Source organism: Arthrobacter sp. P4_H3 (assembly GCF_056400885.1).
Genome location: NZ_JBFUKK010000023.1, coordinates 26278 through 41911, shown reverse-complemented (window position 1 = coordinate 41911; position 15634 = coordinate 26278). Strand labels below are relative to the sequence as shown.

The 15634-nt window shown below is 66.2% G+C and carries 18 protein-coding genes; 13 read left to right on the top strand and 5 right to left on the bottom strand.

All coding sequences use genetic code 11. The features are described 5' to 3' along the window. Positions 1-41: 41 nt before the first annotated feature. Positions 42-716 carry a 4-carboxy-4-hydroxy-2-oxoadipate aldolase/oxaloacetate decarboxylase gene (locus tag AC1DRE_RS22045; protein ID WP_476986628.1) on the top strand — a complete coding sequence of 225 codons (675 nt, stop codon included), beginning with the start codon at positions 42-44 and terminating at the stop codon, positions 714-716. 79 nt (positions 717-795) lie between these two features. Here AC1DRE_RS22045 and AC1DRE_RS22040 read toward each other — a convergent pair whose 3' ends face one another. After that, a complete protein-coding gene (locus AC1DRE_RS22040) occupies positions 796-1011 on the bottom strand; it encodes a hypothetical protein (protein WP_476986627.1) in 216 nt (71 codons plus the stop codon). Positions 1012-1175: 164 nt separating this feature from the next. Then, a complete protein-coding gene (gene nac / locus AC1DRE_RS22035; protein WP_476986626.1) occupies positions 1176-2093 on the bottom strand; it encodes a nitrogen assimilation transcriptional regulator NAC in 918 nt (305 codons plus the stop codon). 323 nt (positions 2094-2416) lie between these two features. On the opposite strand from nac, the gene AC1DRE_RS22030 reads away from it, so the two are divergent. The 6 genes from AC1DRE_RS22030 (at position 2417) to AC1DRE_RS22005 (ending at position 7557) form a co-directional block, all read left to right on the top strand. Next, positions 2417-3208, top strand: a complete 792-nt coding sequence (locus tag AC1DRE_RS22030) for a LamB/YcsF family protein (RefSeq protein ID WP_476986625.1) — start codon at positions 2417-2419, stop codon at positions 3206-3208. 1 nt (position 3209) lies between these two features. After that, complete coding sequence (locus AC1DRE_RS22025) at positions 3210-3929, top strand: 5-oxoprolinase subunit B family protein (protein ID WP_476986624.1); 720 nt, start codon at positions 3210-3212, stop codon at positions 3927-3929. Further along, positions 3926-4939 (top strand): 5-oxoprolinase subunit C family protein, encoded by a 1014-nt coding sequence (locus AC1DRE_RS22020; protein WP_476986623.1) that lies wholly within the window; start codon positions 3926-3928, stop codon positions 4937-4939. The genes AC1DRE_RS22025 and AC1DRE_RS22020 overlap by 4 nt, the downstream gene beginning before the upstream one ends. Before the next feature lie 54 nt (positions 4940-4993). Continuing rightward, positions 4994-6334, top strand: coding sequence for an MFS transporter (locus AC1DRE_RS22015; protein WP_476986622.1), 1341 nt, complete (start codon positions 4994-4996; stop codon positions 6332-6334). A 99-nt stretch (positions 6335-6433) separates the two neighbouring features. Continuing rightward, a complete protein-coding gene (locus AC1DRE_RS22010) occupies positions 6434-7183 on the top strand; it encodes an SDR family oxidoreductase (RefSeq protein WP_476986621.1) in 750 nt (249 codons plus the stop codon). Positions 7184-7359: 176 nt separating this feature from the next. Then, a complete protein-coding gene (locus tag AC1DRE_RS22005; protein WP_476986620.1) occupies positions 7360-7557 on the top strand; it encodes a hypothetical protein in 198 nt (65 codons plus the stop codon). Between the two features lie 10 nt (positions 7558-7567). Here the strand turns inward: AC1DRE_RS22005 and AC1DRE_RS22000 are convergent, their stop codons facing one another. Continuing rightward, the gene (locus tag AC1DRE_RS22000; protein WP_104173833.1) at positions 7568-7777 is read right to left on the bottom strand and encodes a dodecin; all 210 of its coding nucleotides are present in this window, start codon (positions 7775-7777) and stop codon (positions 7568-7570) included. Between the two features lie 180 nt (positions 7778-7957). Further along, positions 7958-8827 carry an SGNH/GDSL hydrolase family protein gene (locus AC1DRE_RS21995; RefSeq protein WP_476986619.1) on the bottom strand — a complete coding sequence of 290 codons (870 nt, stop codon included), beginning with the start codon at positions 8825-8827 and terminating at the stop codon, positions 7958-7960. Positions 8828-8988: 161 nt separating this feature from the next. Between AC1DRE_RS21995 and AC1DRE_RS21990 the strand changes: the two genes are divergently transcribed. Next, positions 8989-9246: a metal-sensitive transcriptional regulator gene (locus AC1DRE_RS21990; protein WP_028270603.1), complete on the top strand. Its 258-nt coding sequence runs from the start codon at positions 8989-8991 to the stop codon at positions 9244-9246. Between the two features lie 4 nt (positions 9247-9250). Here the strand turns inward: AC1DRE_RS21990 and AC1DRE_RS21985 are convergent, their stop codons facing one another. Then, a complete protein-coding gene (locus tag AC1DRE_RS21985; RefSeq protein ID WP_476986618.1) occupies positions 9251-9961 on the bottom strand; it encodes a FadR/GntR family transcriptional regulator in 711 nt (236 codons plus the stop codon). Between the two features lie 152 nt (positions 9962-10113). Between AC1DRE_RS21985 and AC1DRE_RS21980 the strand changes: the two genes are divergently transcribed. The 5 genes from AC1DRE_RS21980 to AC1DRE_RS21960 all read left to right on the top strand — a co-directional run bounded on the left by AC1DRE_RS21980 (position 10114) and on the right by AC1DRE_RS21960 (position 15622). Continuing rightward, positions 10114-11604, top strand: coding sequence for a four-carbon acid sugar kinase family protein (locus AC1DRE_RS21980; protein WP_476986617.1), 1491 nt, complete (start codon positions 10114-10116; stop codon positions 11602-11604). A 103-nt stretch (positions 11605-11707) separates the two neighbouring features. After that, positions 11708-12607 carry an NAD(P)-dependent oxidoreductase gene (locus AC1DRE_RS21975; RefSeq protein WP_476986616.1) on the top strand — a complete coding sequence of 300 codons (900 nt, stop codon included), beginning with the start codon at positions 11708-11710 and terminating at the stop codon, positions 12605-12607. Between the two features lie 173 nt (positions 12608-12780). After that, positions 12781-14247, top strand: coding sequence for a GntP family transporter (locus AC1DRE_RS21970; protein ID WP_476986615.1), 1467 nt, complete (start codon positions 12781-12783; stop codon positions 14245-14247). After that, positions 14247-15131 carry a class II fructose-bisphosphate aldolase gene (locus AC1DRE_RS21965; RefSeq protein WP_476986614.1) on the top strand — a complete coding sequence of 295 codons (885 nt, stop codon included), beginning with the start codon at positions 14247-14249 and terminating at the stop codon, positions 15129-15131. The genes AC1DRE_RS21970 and AC1DRE_RS21965 overlap by 1 nt, the downstream gene beginning before the upstream one ends. A gap of 98 nt (positions 15132-15229) precedes the next feature. Further along, positions 15230-15622 (top strand): DUF1304 domain-containing protein, encoded by a 393-nt coding sequence (locus AC1DRE_RS21960; RefSeq protein WP_476986613.1) that lies wholly within the window; start codon positions 15230-15232, stop codon positions 15620-15622. Positions 15623-15634: the final 12 nt, after the last annotated feature.

Genomic DNA, 15634 nt, shown 5'->3' with positions numbered 1-15634 from the left:
CGCACCCAACCAGCAAGCCCACTCCTGTTAGGAAATCTCCCATGATCCATGTCAAGGCCAACATCGAACGCCCGGACGCCGACGTCGTCAGCCGGCTCGCCGCGTTTTCCTCCGCCACCATCCACGAAGCCCAGGGCCGCAAGGGTGCCCTGAGTTCGCGGATCAAGCCGATCGACCGGTCCATGTCCTTCTGCGGGCCGGCCGTCACTGTCCGGTGCGCGCCACAGGACAACCTGATGCTGCAGGTTGCCATCCACTACGCCCAAGCCGGCGACGTTGTCCTGGTGGCGGCAGGGGAGTACGAGGAGGCCGGGACGTTCGGAGACGTGCTGGGCAACGCAATGAAGGCCAAGGGGATCGCCGCGATGGTCACGGACTCGGGCGTGCGCGACACACAGGACCTGATCGAGCTGGGGCTGCCCGTCTTCTCCGGCAACATCTGCATCAAGGGCACGGTGAAGGAAACCCTGGGTCCGATCAACCACCCTGTCGTGTTCGGCGACGAAATCATCTACCCCGGTGACATCCTTCGCGGCGACGCTGACGGCGTCGTTGTGGTCCGCCGCGAGGAAGCCGAGGAAGTCATCGCACTGTCACAGGCACGCGACGACGCCGAACGCGAATTGATCAGGCAGTATCACGACGGCGGAACCACCATTGAGCTCTGCAAGCTGACCGACGTGCTGAAGGCCAAGGGATTGCTCGTGGAGGTCTAGGTAGCGGGCCGGTTCCGCGAGCAGCGCGAACGGACACTTGAGGCCCGGGCCTCAAGTGTCCGTTCGCGCTTTCGTTGGCTCAATCCGCCAGCCTGCTCCTGGTATCGACGAGGTACCAGGTGGTGCCGCGACCTGCGCGGGTGGGCATGATGCTGCCCTCGAAGACGAACAGCGGATCGGCGGTGTCGGCTTCGGCGCGCCAGAAACCGTTGACGGGGCAGTGGCTTCCTGTCCTGGCCGCCAGCCGGCTACCGGGGCGGGAGGTGAGTGCAGCGGTTGTGCCTGATTTCTTCATGGCGGTATTCCTCACGGCTTCCCTGGTCAATTCCCTTGGGGTGGGAAATTGAATCAATTTGTTTTCTTGATCCTAGGGAAATTCCAGCGCCGTGAATAATACCTAATTCGGGTGATCTGATAAGGCGGAACTATGGCTGGTTTACCGCCGCCCGGGAGTGCGATCTATTGGCCATACTTTTGGCTCATCATGTTCTGAAGCATTTCCTTCAATATAATCAGAACGGCGGATGCGGCCTCGGAAAGAGGTTCGTGGTCGGGGGTGCACAGTGCAATTTTTGACTGCAGCGCCGGGCCGGTGATCCGCAGCACCTGGAAGTCCTCTTCATGGAACAGGGCGTCCGCCGCAGACCGTGGCAGGATCGCGGCGCCCAGGTTTGCACGCAGCAGCCTTGCCAGCGAGGGGACGGATTCCACCTCGCCCATCAGGCGCAGCCGGAGGTTGTTCTCGTCGAAACCACGCTCCACGATCTGGCGCAGGGTGTGGATCTTTTCGGGCAGGAAGAGCCCCAGCCCGGCCACCTCGCGGAGGCTGATCTCCCCGTCCGCCGCCTGGATCCCGGCTTCCGGGCTGATCACCAGGTAGAGGTCTTCGACGATCATGGTGGTGAACTGGACGCCGCGGATCGGCCCCGGCTCGTAGATGAGGGCCATGTCCAGCCGGCCGTTTTTGATGGCCTCGCTCAATACGCCGCCATAGATCTCCGTCAGGTGCACGACGACGTCCGGGTACCGGCGGTTGACCTCGCTGATGATCTGCGGCGCCAGGCTGGAAGCCATGCTGTACGGGGCAATTGCCACGGAAACGCGGCCCGAAGGTGTTGCCCCGGATGTTTCCACGTCCTGGCGTGCCTGCTCTACCTGGCGAAGGATCGTCTGGGCGTGCCGGTACAGGGTGTGGCCGGCCGCCGTCGGCTCGACGCCCTTCTTGCTGCGGATCAGCAGCCGCTGTTTCAGGTCGTTTTCGAGCGATGAAACCTGCTGGCTCAGGGCGGGCTGTGCCACATGCAGGGCCGCGGCCGCCTTGGTGATGCTGCCGGAATCAACGATCTGCACGAAGTAGGCCAACTTCCTGGTGTCCATGCCTCTCCACCTTTCTCCGCCGCTCCCGGAAGGCAGTGGTCATAGCCCGATTCTATGTCTCCCGGACCCGCGTGAAGTTGGTGACCGGGGCTCCCGGGTCATAGCGCCTGCCTATCACGTGACATTGAATCGGTCTTTGTGTGAGCTCCGTCTCGATGCCAGAATCTATTCAGGCAAAGACGGCCCGGAATATAGGAATTCATAACAAATTCCTGTGGGGTCATTCCGATTATTTATGGACTTTCAAATTTACTTACATGAAATATTCTTCCCCTAATGTTCCTGAAAAGACATTGACCACCATCCACGTTAGTGAGGCAAAGATGAATCCGACAGTTGATCTCGTCGCCGATCTGGGCGAGGGCTTCGGCGCCTACACCGTGGGGGATGACCCGGCCCTGCTCGAGGTTGTGTCCAGTGCGAACATCGCCTGCGGTTTCCACGCCGGTGACCCGGACATCATGGACGCCACGGTAGCCGAATGCGTGCGCCGCGGAGTCGGAATTGGCGCCCACCCCAGCTTCCCGGACCTCCGGGGTTTCGGCCGCCGCGCCATGGACCTGACCCCTGCCGAAGTACGTACCGACGTCCTCTACCAGCTTGGCGCGCTGTCCGGATTTGCCGCGTACCACGGGACCCGGGTTGCCCACCTGGCACCGCATGGACGGCTGGGCAACCTCGTGGCCACGCGGGCGGACTATGCGGCCGCCGTGGCAGATGCCGCACTTGGCGCCGACCCCCGGCTTATCATCCTGGCCCAGGACGGCGAACTTGCCCTGGCCGCCGCTGACCGCGGCCTCGATGTTGCCATTGTTGGCATCGCGGACCGCGCCTACGAAGCCGACGGCACCCTGGTCCCCCGGGACCGGGACGGTGCGGTCATCCATGATCCTTCGGTGATCGTGGAACGGACTGTCCGGATGGTCTGCGAGGGCCTGATCGAAACCGTTGCCGGCTTCGACATCCCCATTCAGGCAGACACCATCCTGCTCCACGGCGACAACGCCGGAGCCGTGCAGCTTGCGCGGCTCATCCGCGCCGGGCTCACGGCGGCCGGGGTCACCATCGCCCCACTGGCACAGGTGCTTGCCGCCAGGCAGGAAAAGGTGGCCTGACATGTCCGTCAACGCAGCGGCCATCGAGGTGCACGAGTCAGGCGACTCTGCCCTGCGCGTGGTGGCAATGGATGCAGACCGTGAAGCCAACTGGGCAACGGTTCACCGCCTCGCCGAGTGGCTGGAATCCTCGGGAGCCGAGGGAGTCTACGGCGCCGTTCCCACCTACGACTCCGTGCTGGTCGAATTCGATGCCCGCTCGACTTCGGCCCGCCAGGTCAAAGCCTTCGTTCAGCTCGGATTGCGCCAGCTCGGCCACGCTGACACCCAGGTCCGGGCATCCCGGGAGTTTGAGGTGCCGGTGGTCTACGGCGGCGGATACGGCCCCGACCTGGAACGCGTTGCGGACCAGCAGGGGCTCAGCACGGAAGACGTCGTCAGGCTGCACTGCGCCGATTCCTACGTCATCCGGTGCCTTGGAGCCCCCGCTGGATCGCCCATGATGGACGGCCCCGGTTTCCCGCTGCCCGTGCCCCGCCTCAAGGATCCCCGGCTGAGCGTGCCGGCAGGTGCCGTTGCCGTCGCGGGCCGTCAGGCCGTCATCGCCCCGGCCACCGCCCCCGGCGGATGGTGCGTCATCGGGCAGACGCCGCTGACTATCTTGAACCTGGCCAACGAACCGCTGGTTCCCTATCTGCCCGGAGACAGGCTGAGCTTCATCCCCATCCCGGCGGCTGACTTCGGCGGGTACGCCGGACGGTACCTGGAGCCGGCACGATGAGCGGCGTCCTGACCATCAGCCAGCCCGGAAACTCCGTGGTCACCGACCTCGGCCGGTTCCGCGGGCCGCGTTACGGGTTGCCCGTGAACGGCGCCCTCGACCAGTTCTCCGCCCGGGCCGCCAACATCCTCGCCGGCAACGAGGACAACGATCCCCTCATCGAAATCACGGCACTGGACTTCCGGCTGCGGACGGACACCGACATCCTCGTTGCCGTCACGGGGGCGCCGGTCACCCTGTCCGTCGGGGGCAGGACCTGCCCGCAGTGGGAACCCGTCTCGGTCCGGGCCGGCGAAACCCTGGCGGTCCGGGGGATGACCGGCGGGCTCCGCGCCTACCTGGCCGTCCACGGTTCAGTTGCGGCACCGGTCCTGCTGGGAAGCTGCGCACCGGACACCGTCGTCGGCTTCGGCCTCAAACTGGCGGAAGGGACGCAACTGGAGGTCCGCCGCAGCGTGCCCCCGATCCGCCAGCCCTATTTCGACCTGCCGCTGTTCCGGCTGGGGCTCAGCCGCCCCGAGTTCGGAACCGAGCTCGCAGTGCACGTCACCGACGGCCCGGACATCGACGAGTTCGGCGACTCGGCCGGCCTGCTGTTTTCCTCAAGCTATACAGTCAGCGGACGCAGCAACCACATCGGCCTCCGCCTTGGCGGTGAATTGCCGGAACGGCAGTCGTCCGCCGAGCTGCTCTCCCGCGGCGTTCCGGTCGGGGCCGTGGAAGTCCCGTCCCGGGACGAACTCCTGGTCCTGCACCGCGGCCGCGGCGTCACCGCCGGCTATCCGGTCCTGGCCGTGGTGACCAGCATGTCCCTGGACATCCTGGCCCAGGCCAGGCCGGGGCACACGGTCACCTTCCGCAGAACCACCGTGGCCGAAGCCGCCGGAGCCCTCCGGACGGCAACACGCCAACTCGAAAACCTCCGGGCCGCCGTCACCACGGTGTTCGGCCTCCTCGGGATCGGCGCCCAGCCCCACTGGCACGATCTGGCCCCGGCAGTAGGAAGCTAAAAACCCTCGCATCAGCTCCAAAGCCTTGCTACCCTCCCCTTAGTTAGGAAAGCCATGTCAACTTCAACGCGTGCGGCCCAGCCGCACCAAGAGCGGCTCAGCAGCAAGCAGACCCGCAAAGTCGTCACAGCCGGCTGCGTCGGCATTTTCGTGGAACTGTACGACAACGGCATCTTCGCCTTCATGGCGGGGACGCTGGCGCTCGTCTTCCTGGCGCCCGGCAACCCGGACAACGCGTTGCTGTTCGTTTTCGCCGGCTACGCGGTCTCGTTCTTCGTCCGGCCCCTCGGCGCGGTGGTCTGCGGCTTCCTCGGGGACCGGATCGGACGCCAGAAACTGCTGGTCTTCGTCATCCTGCTCATCAGCGTGGCCACCGCAGGCATCGGACTCCTGCCCGCGTACTCGGCGATCGGCGTCGCCGCACCCATACTGCTTGTGCTGCTGCGGATGCTGCAGGGCTTCTCCGTCGGCGGCGAGGCTGCCGGTGCCATGACGTTCCTGGCTGAGCATGCCCCCGAAGGCAAGCGCGGCATCATCACTTCCTACGCACAGATCGCATCCTTCGCGGCGCTCCTCACCGGCACCCTCGTGGCGTTCTCCATGTCGCCGTGGCTCAGCCAGGCGGCCATCGACGGCGGCGGGTTCGGCGCCTTTGCGTGGCGCATCCCGTTCCTTGTCGCCATCCCCATGGGCATCATCGGCTGGTACATCCGCAAGGCCATCAGCGACACCCCCAACTTCGTGAAGCTGAAGGAAGAGGGCGGCCTGTCCAAGAACCCCCTCAAGGAAGCGTTCAGGTCCGCCGAACACCGCCGTGCCATGGTCCTGGCCCTGTTCATCCCGCTGATGAACGGCTCCGGCTACTACGTCCTGTTCTCCTACATGCCCACGTTCCTGAAGGGCAAGCAGCTGAACTTCACCATCGGTGAGGCGCTCATCGTCACCGCCTGCAGCCTCGTCGCCATCTGCATCGCCATTCCGTTCATGGGAGCCCTGTCGGACCGTGTGGGACGCAAGAAGGTGATCGCCGGCTCGGCCATCGCCATGGCAATCGTCGGCATCCCGGCCTACGCCCTGATCGCCACCGGCAACATGGGCCTCGCCATCCTCGGCGCCTGCATCATGGCGGTGGTCTTCGCCGGGCACACCGCCGTCATCCACATCCTGATCGTGGAACTTTTCCCCACCCGCGTCCGCTACTCCGCCTACGGCCTTGGCTACAACGTTTCCTCGGCCCTGTTCGGCGGCACGGCCCCGCTGCTGATGACCTGGCTCATCTCGAGCACCGGCAACATCTACATGCCCGCGTTCTACGCCGTCATCACGGCTCTCGGCACCCTCGCGGCGGTCAGCACGGTCAAAGACCGGGCCCATGTGCCGCTCCGGGACGCCTGACCCGCAGCCGTACCTGATCCACTCCGCCGGCAAATCCATAGCACGTTTGGCCGGGTCCCGTTCCGGGGCCCGGCCGCCCAACCCTTCACTGGAGACCTGATGCCCTTTTCCGACTACACCACAGCCCTCGTCACCGGCGCTTCCACCGGCATGGGAGCCGCCATCAGTGAACGGCTTGCCAAACGCGGCCTGACCGTCCACGCCGTCGCCCGCAACCAGGAGCGGCTGGACGAACTGGCGGACCGCACCGGCGCCGTGCCGCACGTCGTCGACCTCACCGACACCAAGGCCCTCGCCGCAGCGATTCACGGCCTCAAGGTGGACGTACTGGTGAACTGCGCAGGCGTCTCCCGCCCCGGCAACATTCTGGATTCCTCCGAGGACGACGTCGACGAACTGGTGGACGTCAACCTCCGCGGTCTACTTCACCTGACCCGGCTGATCCTGCCCGGCATGGTGGAGCGCGACCTCGGCCACGTGGTCAACATCAGCTCCATTGCCGGCGTCTACAACTTCTACGGGCACACGGTTTACCACGCAACGAAGGCAGCGGTGCACCAGATTTCCCGCCAGCTCCGGAACGACACGGTGGGCAAGCGGATCCGCGTCACCGAGATCTGCCCCGGCCGGGTGGAGACGGAGATCTTCGGCCGCAACATGGGCGGCACGCCCGAGGCCATGGAGGAAGCGTGGCAGACATACTACGAGGGCTTCGAATCGCTGACCACCGATGACATCGTCAACGCCCTCGACTACGCCATCGAAGCTCCGGCCCACGTGAACCTTGGAATGATGGAAATCATGCCCACGTTCCAGGTCCCCGGCGGCCTGGTGTTTGACCGCCGCTAGCCTGCGCGCGCCATGGGCCGTCAGCATCCATGTTCCGAAGGATGGCCCTGCGGCAACGGCGACTGTGCAGCCGCCCCATCAAACAGGGTGATTCTGGACGAACGCCCATTGGGGGAGTACGGCCGGTTTCCTAGCCTTGGGGTAGACCTTTTCACTACCAAGGATGGGATTCAACGATGAAGCGCATCGCACTGCTCCGAGAGCGAGTGGCCACCTCCGGCGCCACAGGCACCCACTGCCCGGTATCCGGGCTGTGGGCTCCTGACGACGCACCGCATGACGGACAGACTTTTTTTGAAGGACACATTTTCCCGTCCTACAACGGATCGCCCACCCTCTGGCGCCGCAACACGGCGGGCGCAACCTCGCGCTGAGGCTGCGGCGCTAGCGCTCCAGGCGGAAGCCCAGTTTGATGGTTACCTGCCAGTCGGCCACCTTGCCGTCGGCCAGGTGGCCGCGGATTTCCTTGACCTCGAACCAGTCCAAGTTGCGGAGGGTCTTCGCGGCCTCGGCAATCCCGTTGCGGACGGCGGCGTCGACGCCCTCATTTGAAGTTCCGACAATTTCAGAAATGCTGTAGGTGTGATTCGACAACTTCGCTCCTCATAATCTCCATTGACACCCGGAACTGCGGGCCGTCCCTGCAGATTAGCGGACGAAGGTCGGAACGACTAGGGGTTCGCCGCGTCAGTGGCCGCCGCGGTGATTGCTGCAGTGATTGCTGCAGTGGCCGCCGCAGGACACCATCGCGGTGAGGAACCCTGCAGTCAGTGCTCAGCGGTCGGGGCCGGCGGGAAGCGGGCCGTGCGGTATCCCGGGCCCGAACACCGGGCCCGGCTCCGGACGTTTCGCCTTCAGGCCCGGGCCGGTGGGACGCTGCCTCACCCGGCGCAGCACCCACGGGAACAGGTAATCCCTGGCCCAGACCAGATCGCTGCTTCTGGCCTGCCTCCAGCTGCTGGTGGGCAGCACCTTGGGCTGCATGGGCTGCAGGGTATGGGGCACGTTCAGCGTCTCGAGCACCATGGCCGCGATGGTGTGATGGCCCAGGGGCGAGAAGTGCAGGCGGTCCGGATCCCACATTTGCGAACCGGTCAGCTGGCGAAGGCTCCACAGGTCGGCCACCACGCCGTCGTGGCTGGCCGCGATGGTGCGGAGATTTTCGTTGAAGATGGCCACCCTGCCGCGGATGCGGTTGAACACCGGGGTGTTGCCCCAGTCCGGTCCGGTGAAGAGCACCACCGTTGCGCCGGTGGCGCTGAGCAGCCTTATTGCCGGGTCCAGTTTCTCGGCCAATTTGTCCGGGTCGCTGCCCCGGAACACGATGTCGTTGCCGCCCGCGGAGAGCGTGACCAGGTCCGGCTTGAGTTCAAGTGCCGGACCCAGCTGGTCATCAACGATCTGCTGGAGCAGGAGACCCCGGACCGCGAGGTTGGCGTAGGCAAAGTCCGCGTGGCCCAGGCTCAGCTCTTCCGCGACCCGGTCAGCCCAGCCCCTTACGCCGCCGGGGCTCCGCGGCTCCGGATCGCCGTAGCCCTCGGTGAAGGAATCCCCCAGCGCCACGAAGCGGTTCCACGGGTGGGGCACGGGGGTGTGGGCCGCGGAGGGTTTCCGCGCAGGTCCGGGAATGCTGAACGTGCTCACCCTCCCATCGTGACCCCCTGTTTCCGCGGAAAACAGGGCCGAAGGGCGCAATTCACCCTGCCCGGCGAAGGCTGATGGTGATGCCTGCTGCCACGAAGCCGGGCGGAGGAAATACCAAGGGGGGTATATGATAGGGGAGTCCTGAAGCCACGGAGGAAGCAATGGAACTCGATCCCGCCGACATGAAGCCTGTCATCAACCGGCTGCGCCGTGCGCAGGGGCAGCTCGCGGCTGTGACCCGGATGATCGAGGAGGGCCGTGACTGTAAGAGCGTGGTCACGCAGCTGGCAGCCGTTTCCAGCGCCCTTGACCGTGCCGGATTCTCCATTATTGCCACCGGACTGCAGCAGTGCATGCAGCAGGAGGACCCCAGCCTCGACCGGGCTGAACTGGAGAAGCTCTTCCTCTCCCTCGCCTAGGCCGTCAGGCGCTCTTCGCCTCGAGTACGTAGGTCTTCAGGTCATCCAGGGTCTGCTGCATGTGGGCATCCATGGCCGCGCGGGAGCGCGCGGCGTCCCGTGATTCCAAAGCCTCGGCAATCGCCTGGTGGTGGCCGATGGCGTGCTCCTGGATGTCCCGGACCTTGGAGGTTTGTGTCCGGCGCTTCTCCAGCACCCGGTGCAGCGGCTCGAACAGGACGGCTACAAAAACATTTTCGGAGGCACGCAGGATCACGTCGTGGAAGGCGAGGTCAGCTTCCACGAACGCGGGCAGGTCGTCGGACTGGTGAGCCTTGCGCATGGCCGCCACGTAGCCGTGGAGTGTCTTAATCTCGGCGTCGCTGATGCGTCCGGCCGCCAGTTCGCAGGCGCCGGTTTCCAGCATCCGGCGGAGCTCAATCAGTTGGACCGCTGCGGACGCATCATTCTTGCCCTCTGAAGCCGCGCGGAGGACTGCCTCCAGCGAGGCCCAGCGGTTGAGCGGATTGACGAACGTGCCCCGTCCCCGCTCCACGCTCAGGATGCGCTGCGCTTCCAGCGTCTTCATCGCCTCGCGCACGGTCATGCGGCTGACTTCGTGTTTCGCGCTCAGTTCCAGCTCGCCCGGGACGCTGGCCCCGGGCGGGAACTCGCCGGCAATGATCCGGTCCAGGAGTTCATCGGCCACCACGCCGACCAGTGATTTCCGTGCCAACTTTCCCCCGTTCCGCAATGAGCGACGATTTGTCCGACAAGTCTACTTGCGCGTCCCTGTGCCTTGTGCCACACTAGCATTCAAATGTTAGATGTCAGACATCTTACAAGTACCTACCCGCAGCAGAGATTTCATACACAACGGAGTGCAAAGTGCCCCTTGAAGCAGATGTACTGGCCGCCTTCCCGGCAGAGATCCAGATTCCCGCTGAGCTGGTTGCCAACGCTGTAGCGGCGTCATCGGCAGACTCGCCCCGAGTACTCGTAGTGCTCGACGACGACCCCACCGGCACGCAGTCCGTTGCGGACCTGCCGGTCCTCACCCGCTGGGACGTTGCCGATTTCACCTGGGCCTTTGCGGAGGGCAAGCCTGCCGTCTACGTGCTTACCAACACGCGCAGCCTGGACCCTGCCGAGGCCGCGTTGCGAAACGAGGAAATCGTCCGCAACGCCCTGGCTGCCGCGGGCGCCACCGAGGGAGAACGGCTCCGGCTGGGGTTTGTCAGCCGCAGCGACTCCACCCTCCGCGGCCACTACCCGCTGGAACCGGATGTCATCGCCGCCACCGTGGCCGCTGTCAGCGGCGAGAAGACCGACGGCGTGGTCATCATTCCGGCGTTCCCCGACGCCGGCCGCGTGACCATCGGGGGCGTGCACTACATGCGCGGCACCGGGGACGACGCCGGCAAGCTGACACCCGTGGCCGAGACCGAATTCGCCAAGGACGCCTCCTTCGGCTTCGCCAACTCCGAAATGGCCAAGTATGTCGAGGAGAAGTCCAAGGGGCGCTTTGCCGCGGACTCCGTGATCGTCCTGGACCTCAACATCATCCGCGCCGCGGGACCGGACGGCGATCCCACTGTTTCCGCCAAGGCAATCGCGGACGCCATCGAGTCCGCCACAAACTCCACCCCGATCGTCGCCGACATCGTGTCCGAAAACGACCTGCGCGCCCTCTCGCTGGGCCTCGAGGAAGCCGAACGCCGCGGCAAGAAACTGCTTTACCGCGTGGGCCCGCCGTTCGTCCGCGCCCGGATCGGCCAGGAAATCCGCGCCGAGCTCAGCGGCGAAGAGGCCTACGCCGGCAACAACCCTTCGGAAGCCGGCGGGCTCATCGTGGTCGGCTCACACGTCGGCGTCACTACCCGCCAACTCAAGGCACTCACTGAACAGCACAGCGCCGCGCGCATTGTGGAGATCGACGTCGAACGACTCCTCGCTGCCGAAAACGTAGCGGACGCCTACCTCGACACGGTAGTGGCCGCCGTCGTCAACGCCCTGCACAGCGGCGACGTCATCGTCCACACCAGCCGCCTGCTCATCAGGACCGACGACGCCGCCGAAAGCCTGCGGATCGCCCGCACGGTGTCCGCCGCCGTCGTCGCCGTCGTGAACCGCACGCTCAAGACCTTCCCGCCGCGCTTCGTGATCGCCAAGGGCGGCATCACGTCCTCGGACGTCGCCGCGCACGGCCTGGAAATCCGGCACGCCATTGTCCGCGGCCCCATGCTCCCCGGCATCGTGAGCCTGTGGGAGCCGGTGGACGGCCCCGCCAAGGGCATCCCGTACATCGTCTTCGCCGGCAACGTGGGGGACGACCAGTCCCTCGCCGACGTCACCCGCAAGCTCAGCAACACCTTCTAATCCCCACCTGCCCCCTGCCCCCTGCCCCCTGACCTCGCAAGCTCGGCCAGGGAACCCGGCAGGTGTGGGCCCACACCACACACCGCATTCAACGGAGAACACCATGACCAGCAGCTACACCATCACCGTTCTTGGCCTTGGCGCCATGGGCCTGCCCATGGCCACCCGCCTGGCCAGCCAGCTCACTGTCCACGGCTTCGACATCGCCGAGCCGCGCCTGAAGCTCGCCGAAGAAGCCGGGATCCGCACCTTCGCCTCCGCCCGCGAAGCCTCCGAAGGTGCCGACGCCCTGCTCCTGGCAGTGCGCAACGGCGAGCAGCTCAACGACGTCCTCTTCGGCGAGAACGGCGTGGCCTCCGTGCTCAAGCCGGGCGCCGTGGTGATCCTCGGCAGCACCGTGGGCACCGACGCCATTCCGGCCACCGTGGACCGCCTGGCCGAATACGGCGTCGAACTGGTGGACGCGCCCCTGTCCGGCGGCCCCAAGCGCGCCGGTGAAGGCGACCTGCTGATCGTGGTGGGCGCCTCGCCCGAGGCGCAGGAAAAGGCCCGCCCGGCCCTGGAACTGCTGGCCTCCACCCTCACCGTCGTGGGCGACAAGCCCGGCGACGGCCAGGCCCTCAAGACCGTCAACCAGCTCCTCTGCGGCGTCCACATCGCTGCCGCAGCCGAGGCCCTGGCCCTGGCCGACGCCCTCGGCCTGGACCAGGAAAAGACCCTCAAAGCCCTCGAAGCCGGCGCCGCCGGATCCTTCATGCTCTCCAACCGCGGCCCGCGCATCCTCGAGGCCTACACGGAGGAAGGCGCCGAGGTGCTCAGCCGCCTGGACATCTTCGTCAAGGACATGGGTATCGTGGGCAAAGCCACCCGCGCCGCCGGCCTCGCCGCTCCCGTCGCGGCAGCAGCCGAGCAGCTGTACCTCCTGGGCCAGGCCCAGGGCCTCGCCGCAGCAGACGACTCCGCCGTCATCAAGGTTGTCGCCCCCACGAAGCGCACCGCCTAACCCCGCTCCCTCCCCCGGAGTTTTTGTCCAGATAATGCGACTTAGAACGCCCTTTGGCGCCATTATCTGGACAAAAACTCCACAATAACTGAAGCCCGACGACGGCGGTCCCCCCTCCGCCGTCGTCGAACCACCGTCCGGCCGTTCTGGCCTGTCAAAGGAGACAATCCGCAATGAACCCCCTGATCAACTCCTTGATGGTGCGGGCGGCTGACGCCCCCGTCATCAAGCCGGCCGTGGAGCTGGGTACTCCGCTGCTGCTGACCATTGCCGCCGCCGGCGTCGCGCTCCTGCTGGTTATGATCATCCGTTTCAAGATCCAGGCCTTCGTGGCGCTGCTGACGGTCAGTATCCTGGTGGCCGTGGCGGCCCAGATCCCGCTCAAGGACGTGTTCACCGTAGTTTCCAACGGCGTGGGCAGCACCATGGGCAAGGTCGCCCTGCTGATCGCCCTCGGCGCCATCCTGGGCCGGATGATCGAAGTCTCCGGCGGCGTCCAGTCCCTCGCCGACCACTTCACCGCCAAACTGGGCGCCAAGCGTGTGGCCGTCGCCCTCACCGCGGTGGGGTTCCTCGTCGCGATACCGGTGTTCTTCGAGGTGGGCATCATCGTGCTCGTCCCGATCGTCTACGCCTTCTCCAAGATCGCCAACGTCCATCCCGTCAAGTTCGGCCTGCCCATGGCCGGCATCATGCTTGCCATCCACGTGGCCGTACCGCCGCACCCCGGAATCGTTGCCGGCGCCGGCGTGTTTGGCGCCGACATCGGACTGATCGCCCTGATCTCGCTGACCATCTGCGTGCCGCTCGGCTTCCTGTCCTACTGGGTCGCGTCGATCATGAACCGCAAGGACTACGATCTGCTGCCCGCCGTCAAGGCCCAGGTGGACGAGTTCGGTTCCGCTTCCCTGGTGCACGTGGGCCACGACGGCCCCGGAGCCCGGGCGGTTGCCCCGCCGCGCCCCGGCCTGATCATCTTCCTGATCGCCGCCCCGATTTCCCAGATCCTCCTTGGCACCGTGGGAACACTGACCATCAGTAAGGACAGCGCCTGGTACGGAGTGGCGGCGTTCGTCGGCAACCCGTTCTTGGCCCTCCTGGTGGCTGTTGCGCTCTCGTTCTTCCTCCTGGCCGTCCGCCGCCAGTGGTCCCTCAAGGAGACCGGGGAAATCTTCGAAGGCGCACTGCCGCCCATCGCCTCCATCCTGATGGTCGTCGCGGCCGGCGGCGTCTTCGGCGGCGTGCTGCAGGTCTCGGGCATCGGCAAGGCACTCTCCGAAACCCTTGACACGCTGGGGGTGCCGCTGCTGCTGCTCGCCTTCATCATCTCGCTCGCCCTCCGCGCCGCCCAGGGTTCGGCCACGGTGGCCATCGTGACCACCGCTGGTCTGCTCTCCGCCGCCGTCAGCGGCGGCGGTTACACGCCGGCGCAGATCGCCGTGATCGTCATCGCCATCGGCTTCGGTTCCCTGGGCCTCTCCCATGTGACCGACGCAGGCTTCTGGGTGGTGGTGCGCTACTACGGACTCACCGTCGCGGACGGCCTCCGGACCTGGACCGTCCTCACCACCGTCCTGGGCCTGGCCGGCTTCGCCCTGACCTTCGTGGCCTGGATCCTGGTGGGAGGCCTGAGCGCCTGATGCGTGCCCGACTCGACCACCTGGTAGTTTCCGCCCTCCAGCAGGGTGCAGCCGTCCCGGCCTTCACCTGCTACGACTTCACCACCGCCCTGGCCGTGGTGGAAGCGGCGGAAGAGGCCGGCCGCGGCGCCATCCTGCTGGTGGCACCCAAGACTGCCGCCACCCCAAACGGGCTGCGGCTGATCACGGCGCTCCGCGGGCTGGCGGACGCCGCCAGCGTCCCTGTCGCGCTGCAGCTGGACCACGCCTCCGATCTGCGGGTGATAGCCGACGCCGTCGCGGCGGGGGCGGATTCGGTCCTCGCGGACGGCTCGTCGTTGCCGTACGAGGAAAACATCGCGCTGGTCCGCGAAGCGCGCGCCGTGCTGGCCGCGCAAGGCCATGCCGACGTCGTGATTGAAGCGGAACTGGGCGGCCTGGCCGGTGACGAGGACCGTGCCTTCGGTGCGGACGCGTCCGGCCCCGTGTCGATGGACACAGGCGCCGGCACCGCCGGGCTGACTGACTCCGCCCAGGTGGAGGACTTCATCGCCCGCACCGGTGCGCAGCTCCTGGCCGTGGCCGTCGGCAATGTGCACGGCAAGTACACGGGGGAACCGCAGCTGCGGTGGGACGTGCTGCAGGACATCGCAGTGCGCACCCACATCCCGCTGGTCCTGCACGGCGCCTCCGGCATCCCGGCTGAGGAACTGGTCAAGGCCGCCGCCATGAACGTGGGCAAGGTGAACTTCAACACCGAACTCCGCACCGGCGTGCTGGCCACGCTGGAAGCCCAAACCGGTTCGTACCGTGCCGACGGCGAAAACCTCCAGGGCCTGCTCGGGACCTGGAACGCCTCCGCCAAGGACTTCGCCGCCGGAGCACTGTCCACCCTCACGAAGTAAGGGAGAAGGGAGTTTTTGTCCACATATCGCGAGTTGGAGGGCCATTAGCTCGCGATAAGTGGACAAAAACTCCCGGCGGGGGAGGCTAGGATCGAGCCATGATCCCGGCCTCCCTCGTTTTCGCGTTCATCGCGGCCCTGCTGCACGTCTACATCTTCACCATGGAGTCCGTCACCTGGACCCGGCCGGCCACCTGGAAGCGCTTCGGCGTCGCCTCGCAGTCCGACGCCGAGACCACCCGGCCGCTCGCCTACAACCAGGGCTTCTACAACCTGTTCCTGGCCCTCGGTGCGCTGATCGGTGCCGTCGCAGTCCTCCTCGGCCAGCCGGCAGTGGGCTGGACCCTCATCTTCAGCTCGTGCGGTTCCATGCTGCTGGCTGCCGCCGTCCTGGCCCTGACCGGGCGGAAGTACCTCCGTGCGGCCGCCACGCAAGGCACGACGCCGCTGCTCGCCGTCGTCCTCGGCCTGCTGGGGCTGCTGCTCGCCTGAGCGCCGCCCCGG

Bases quoted from the DNA above. Each gene is read 5' to 3' on its own strand.
- AC1DRE_RS22045 (WP_476986628.1), top strand. From the start codon at position 42: ATGATCCATGTCAAGGCCAACATCGAACGCCCGGACGCCGACGTCGTC.
- AC1DRE_RS22040 (WP_476986627.1), bottom strand. From the start codon at position 1,011: ATGAAGAAATCAGGCACAACCGCTGCACTCACCTCCCGCCCCGGTAGC.
- nac (WP_476986626.1), bottom strand. From the start codon at position 2,093: ATGGACACCAGGAAGTTGGCCTACTTCGTGCAGATCGTTGATTCCGGC.
- AC1DRE_RS22030 (WP_476986625.1), top strand. From the start codon at position 2,417: ATGAATCCGACAGTTGATCTCGTCGCCGATCTGGGCGAGGGCTTCGGC.
- AC1DRE_RS22025 (WP_476986624.1), top strand. From the start codon at position 3,210: ATGTCCGTCAACGCAGCGGCCATCGAGGTGCACGAGTCAGGCGACTCT.
- AC1DRE_RS22020 (WP_476986623.1), top strand. From the start codon at position 3,926: ATGAGCGGCGTCCTGACCATCAGCCAGCCCGGAAACTCCGTGGTCACC.
- AC1DRE_RS22015 (WP_476986622.1), top strand. From the start codon at position 4,994: ATGTCAACTTCAACGCGTGCGGCCCAGCCGCACCAAGAGCGGCTCAGC.
- AC1DRE_RS22010 (WP_476986621.1), top strand. From the start codon at position 6,434: ATGCCCTTTTCCGACTACACCACAGCCCTCGTCACCGGCGCTTCCACC.
- AC1DRE_RS22005 (WP_476986620.1), top strand. From the start codon at position 7,360: ATGAAGCGCATCGCACTGCTCCGAGAGCGAGTGGCCACCTCCGGCGCC.
- AC1DRE_RS21990 (WP_028270603.1), top strand. From the start codon at position 8,989: ATGGAACTCGATCCCGCCGACATGAAGCCTGTCATCAACCGGCTGCGC.
- AC1DRE_RS21975 (WP_476986616.1), top strand. From the start codon at position 11,708: ATGACCAGCAGCTACACCATCACCGTTCTTGGCCTTGGCGCCATGGGC.
- AC1DRE_RS21970 (WP_476986615.1), top strand. From the start codon at position 12,781: ATGAACCCCCTGATCAACTCCTTGATGGTGCGGGCGGCTGACGCCCCC.
- AC1DRE_RS21965 (WP_476986614.1), top strand. From the start codon at position 14,247: ATGCGTGCCCGACTCGACCACCTGGTAGTTTCCGCCCTCCAGCAGGGT.
- AC1DRE_RS21960 (WP_476986613.1), top strand. From the start codon at position 15,230: ATGATCCCGGCCTCCCTCGTTTTCGCGTTCATCGCGGCCCTGCTGCAC.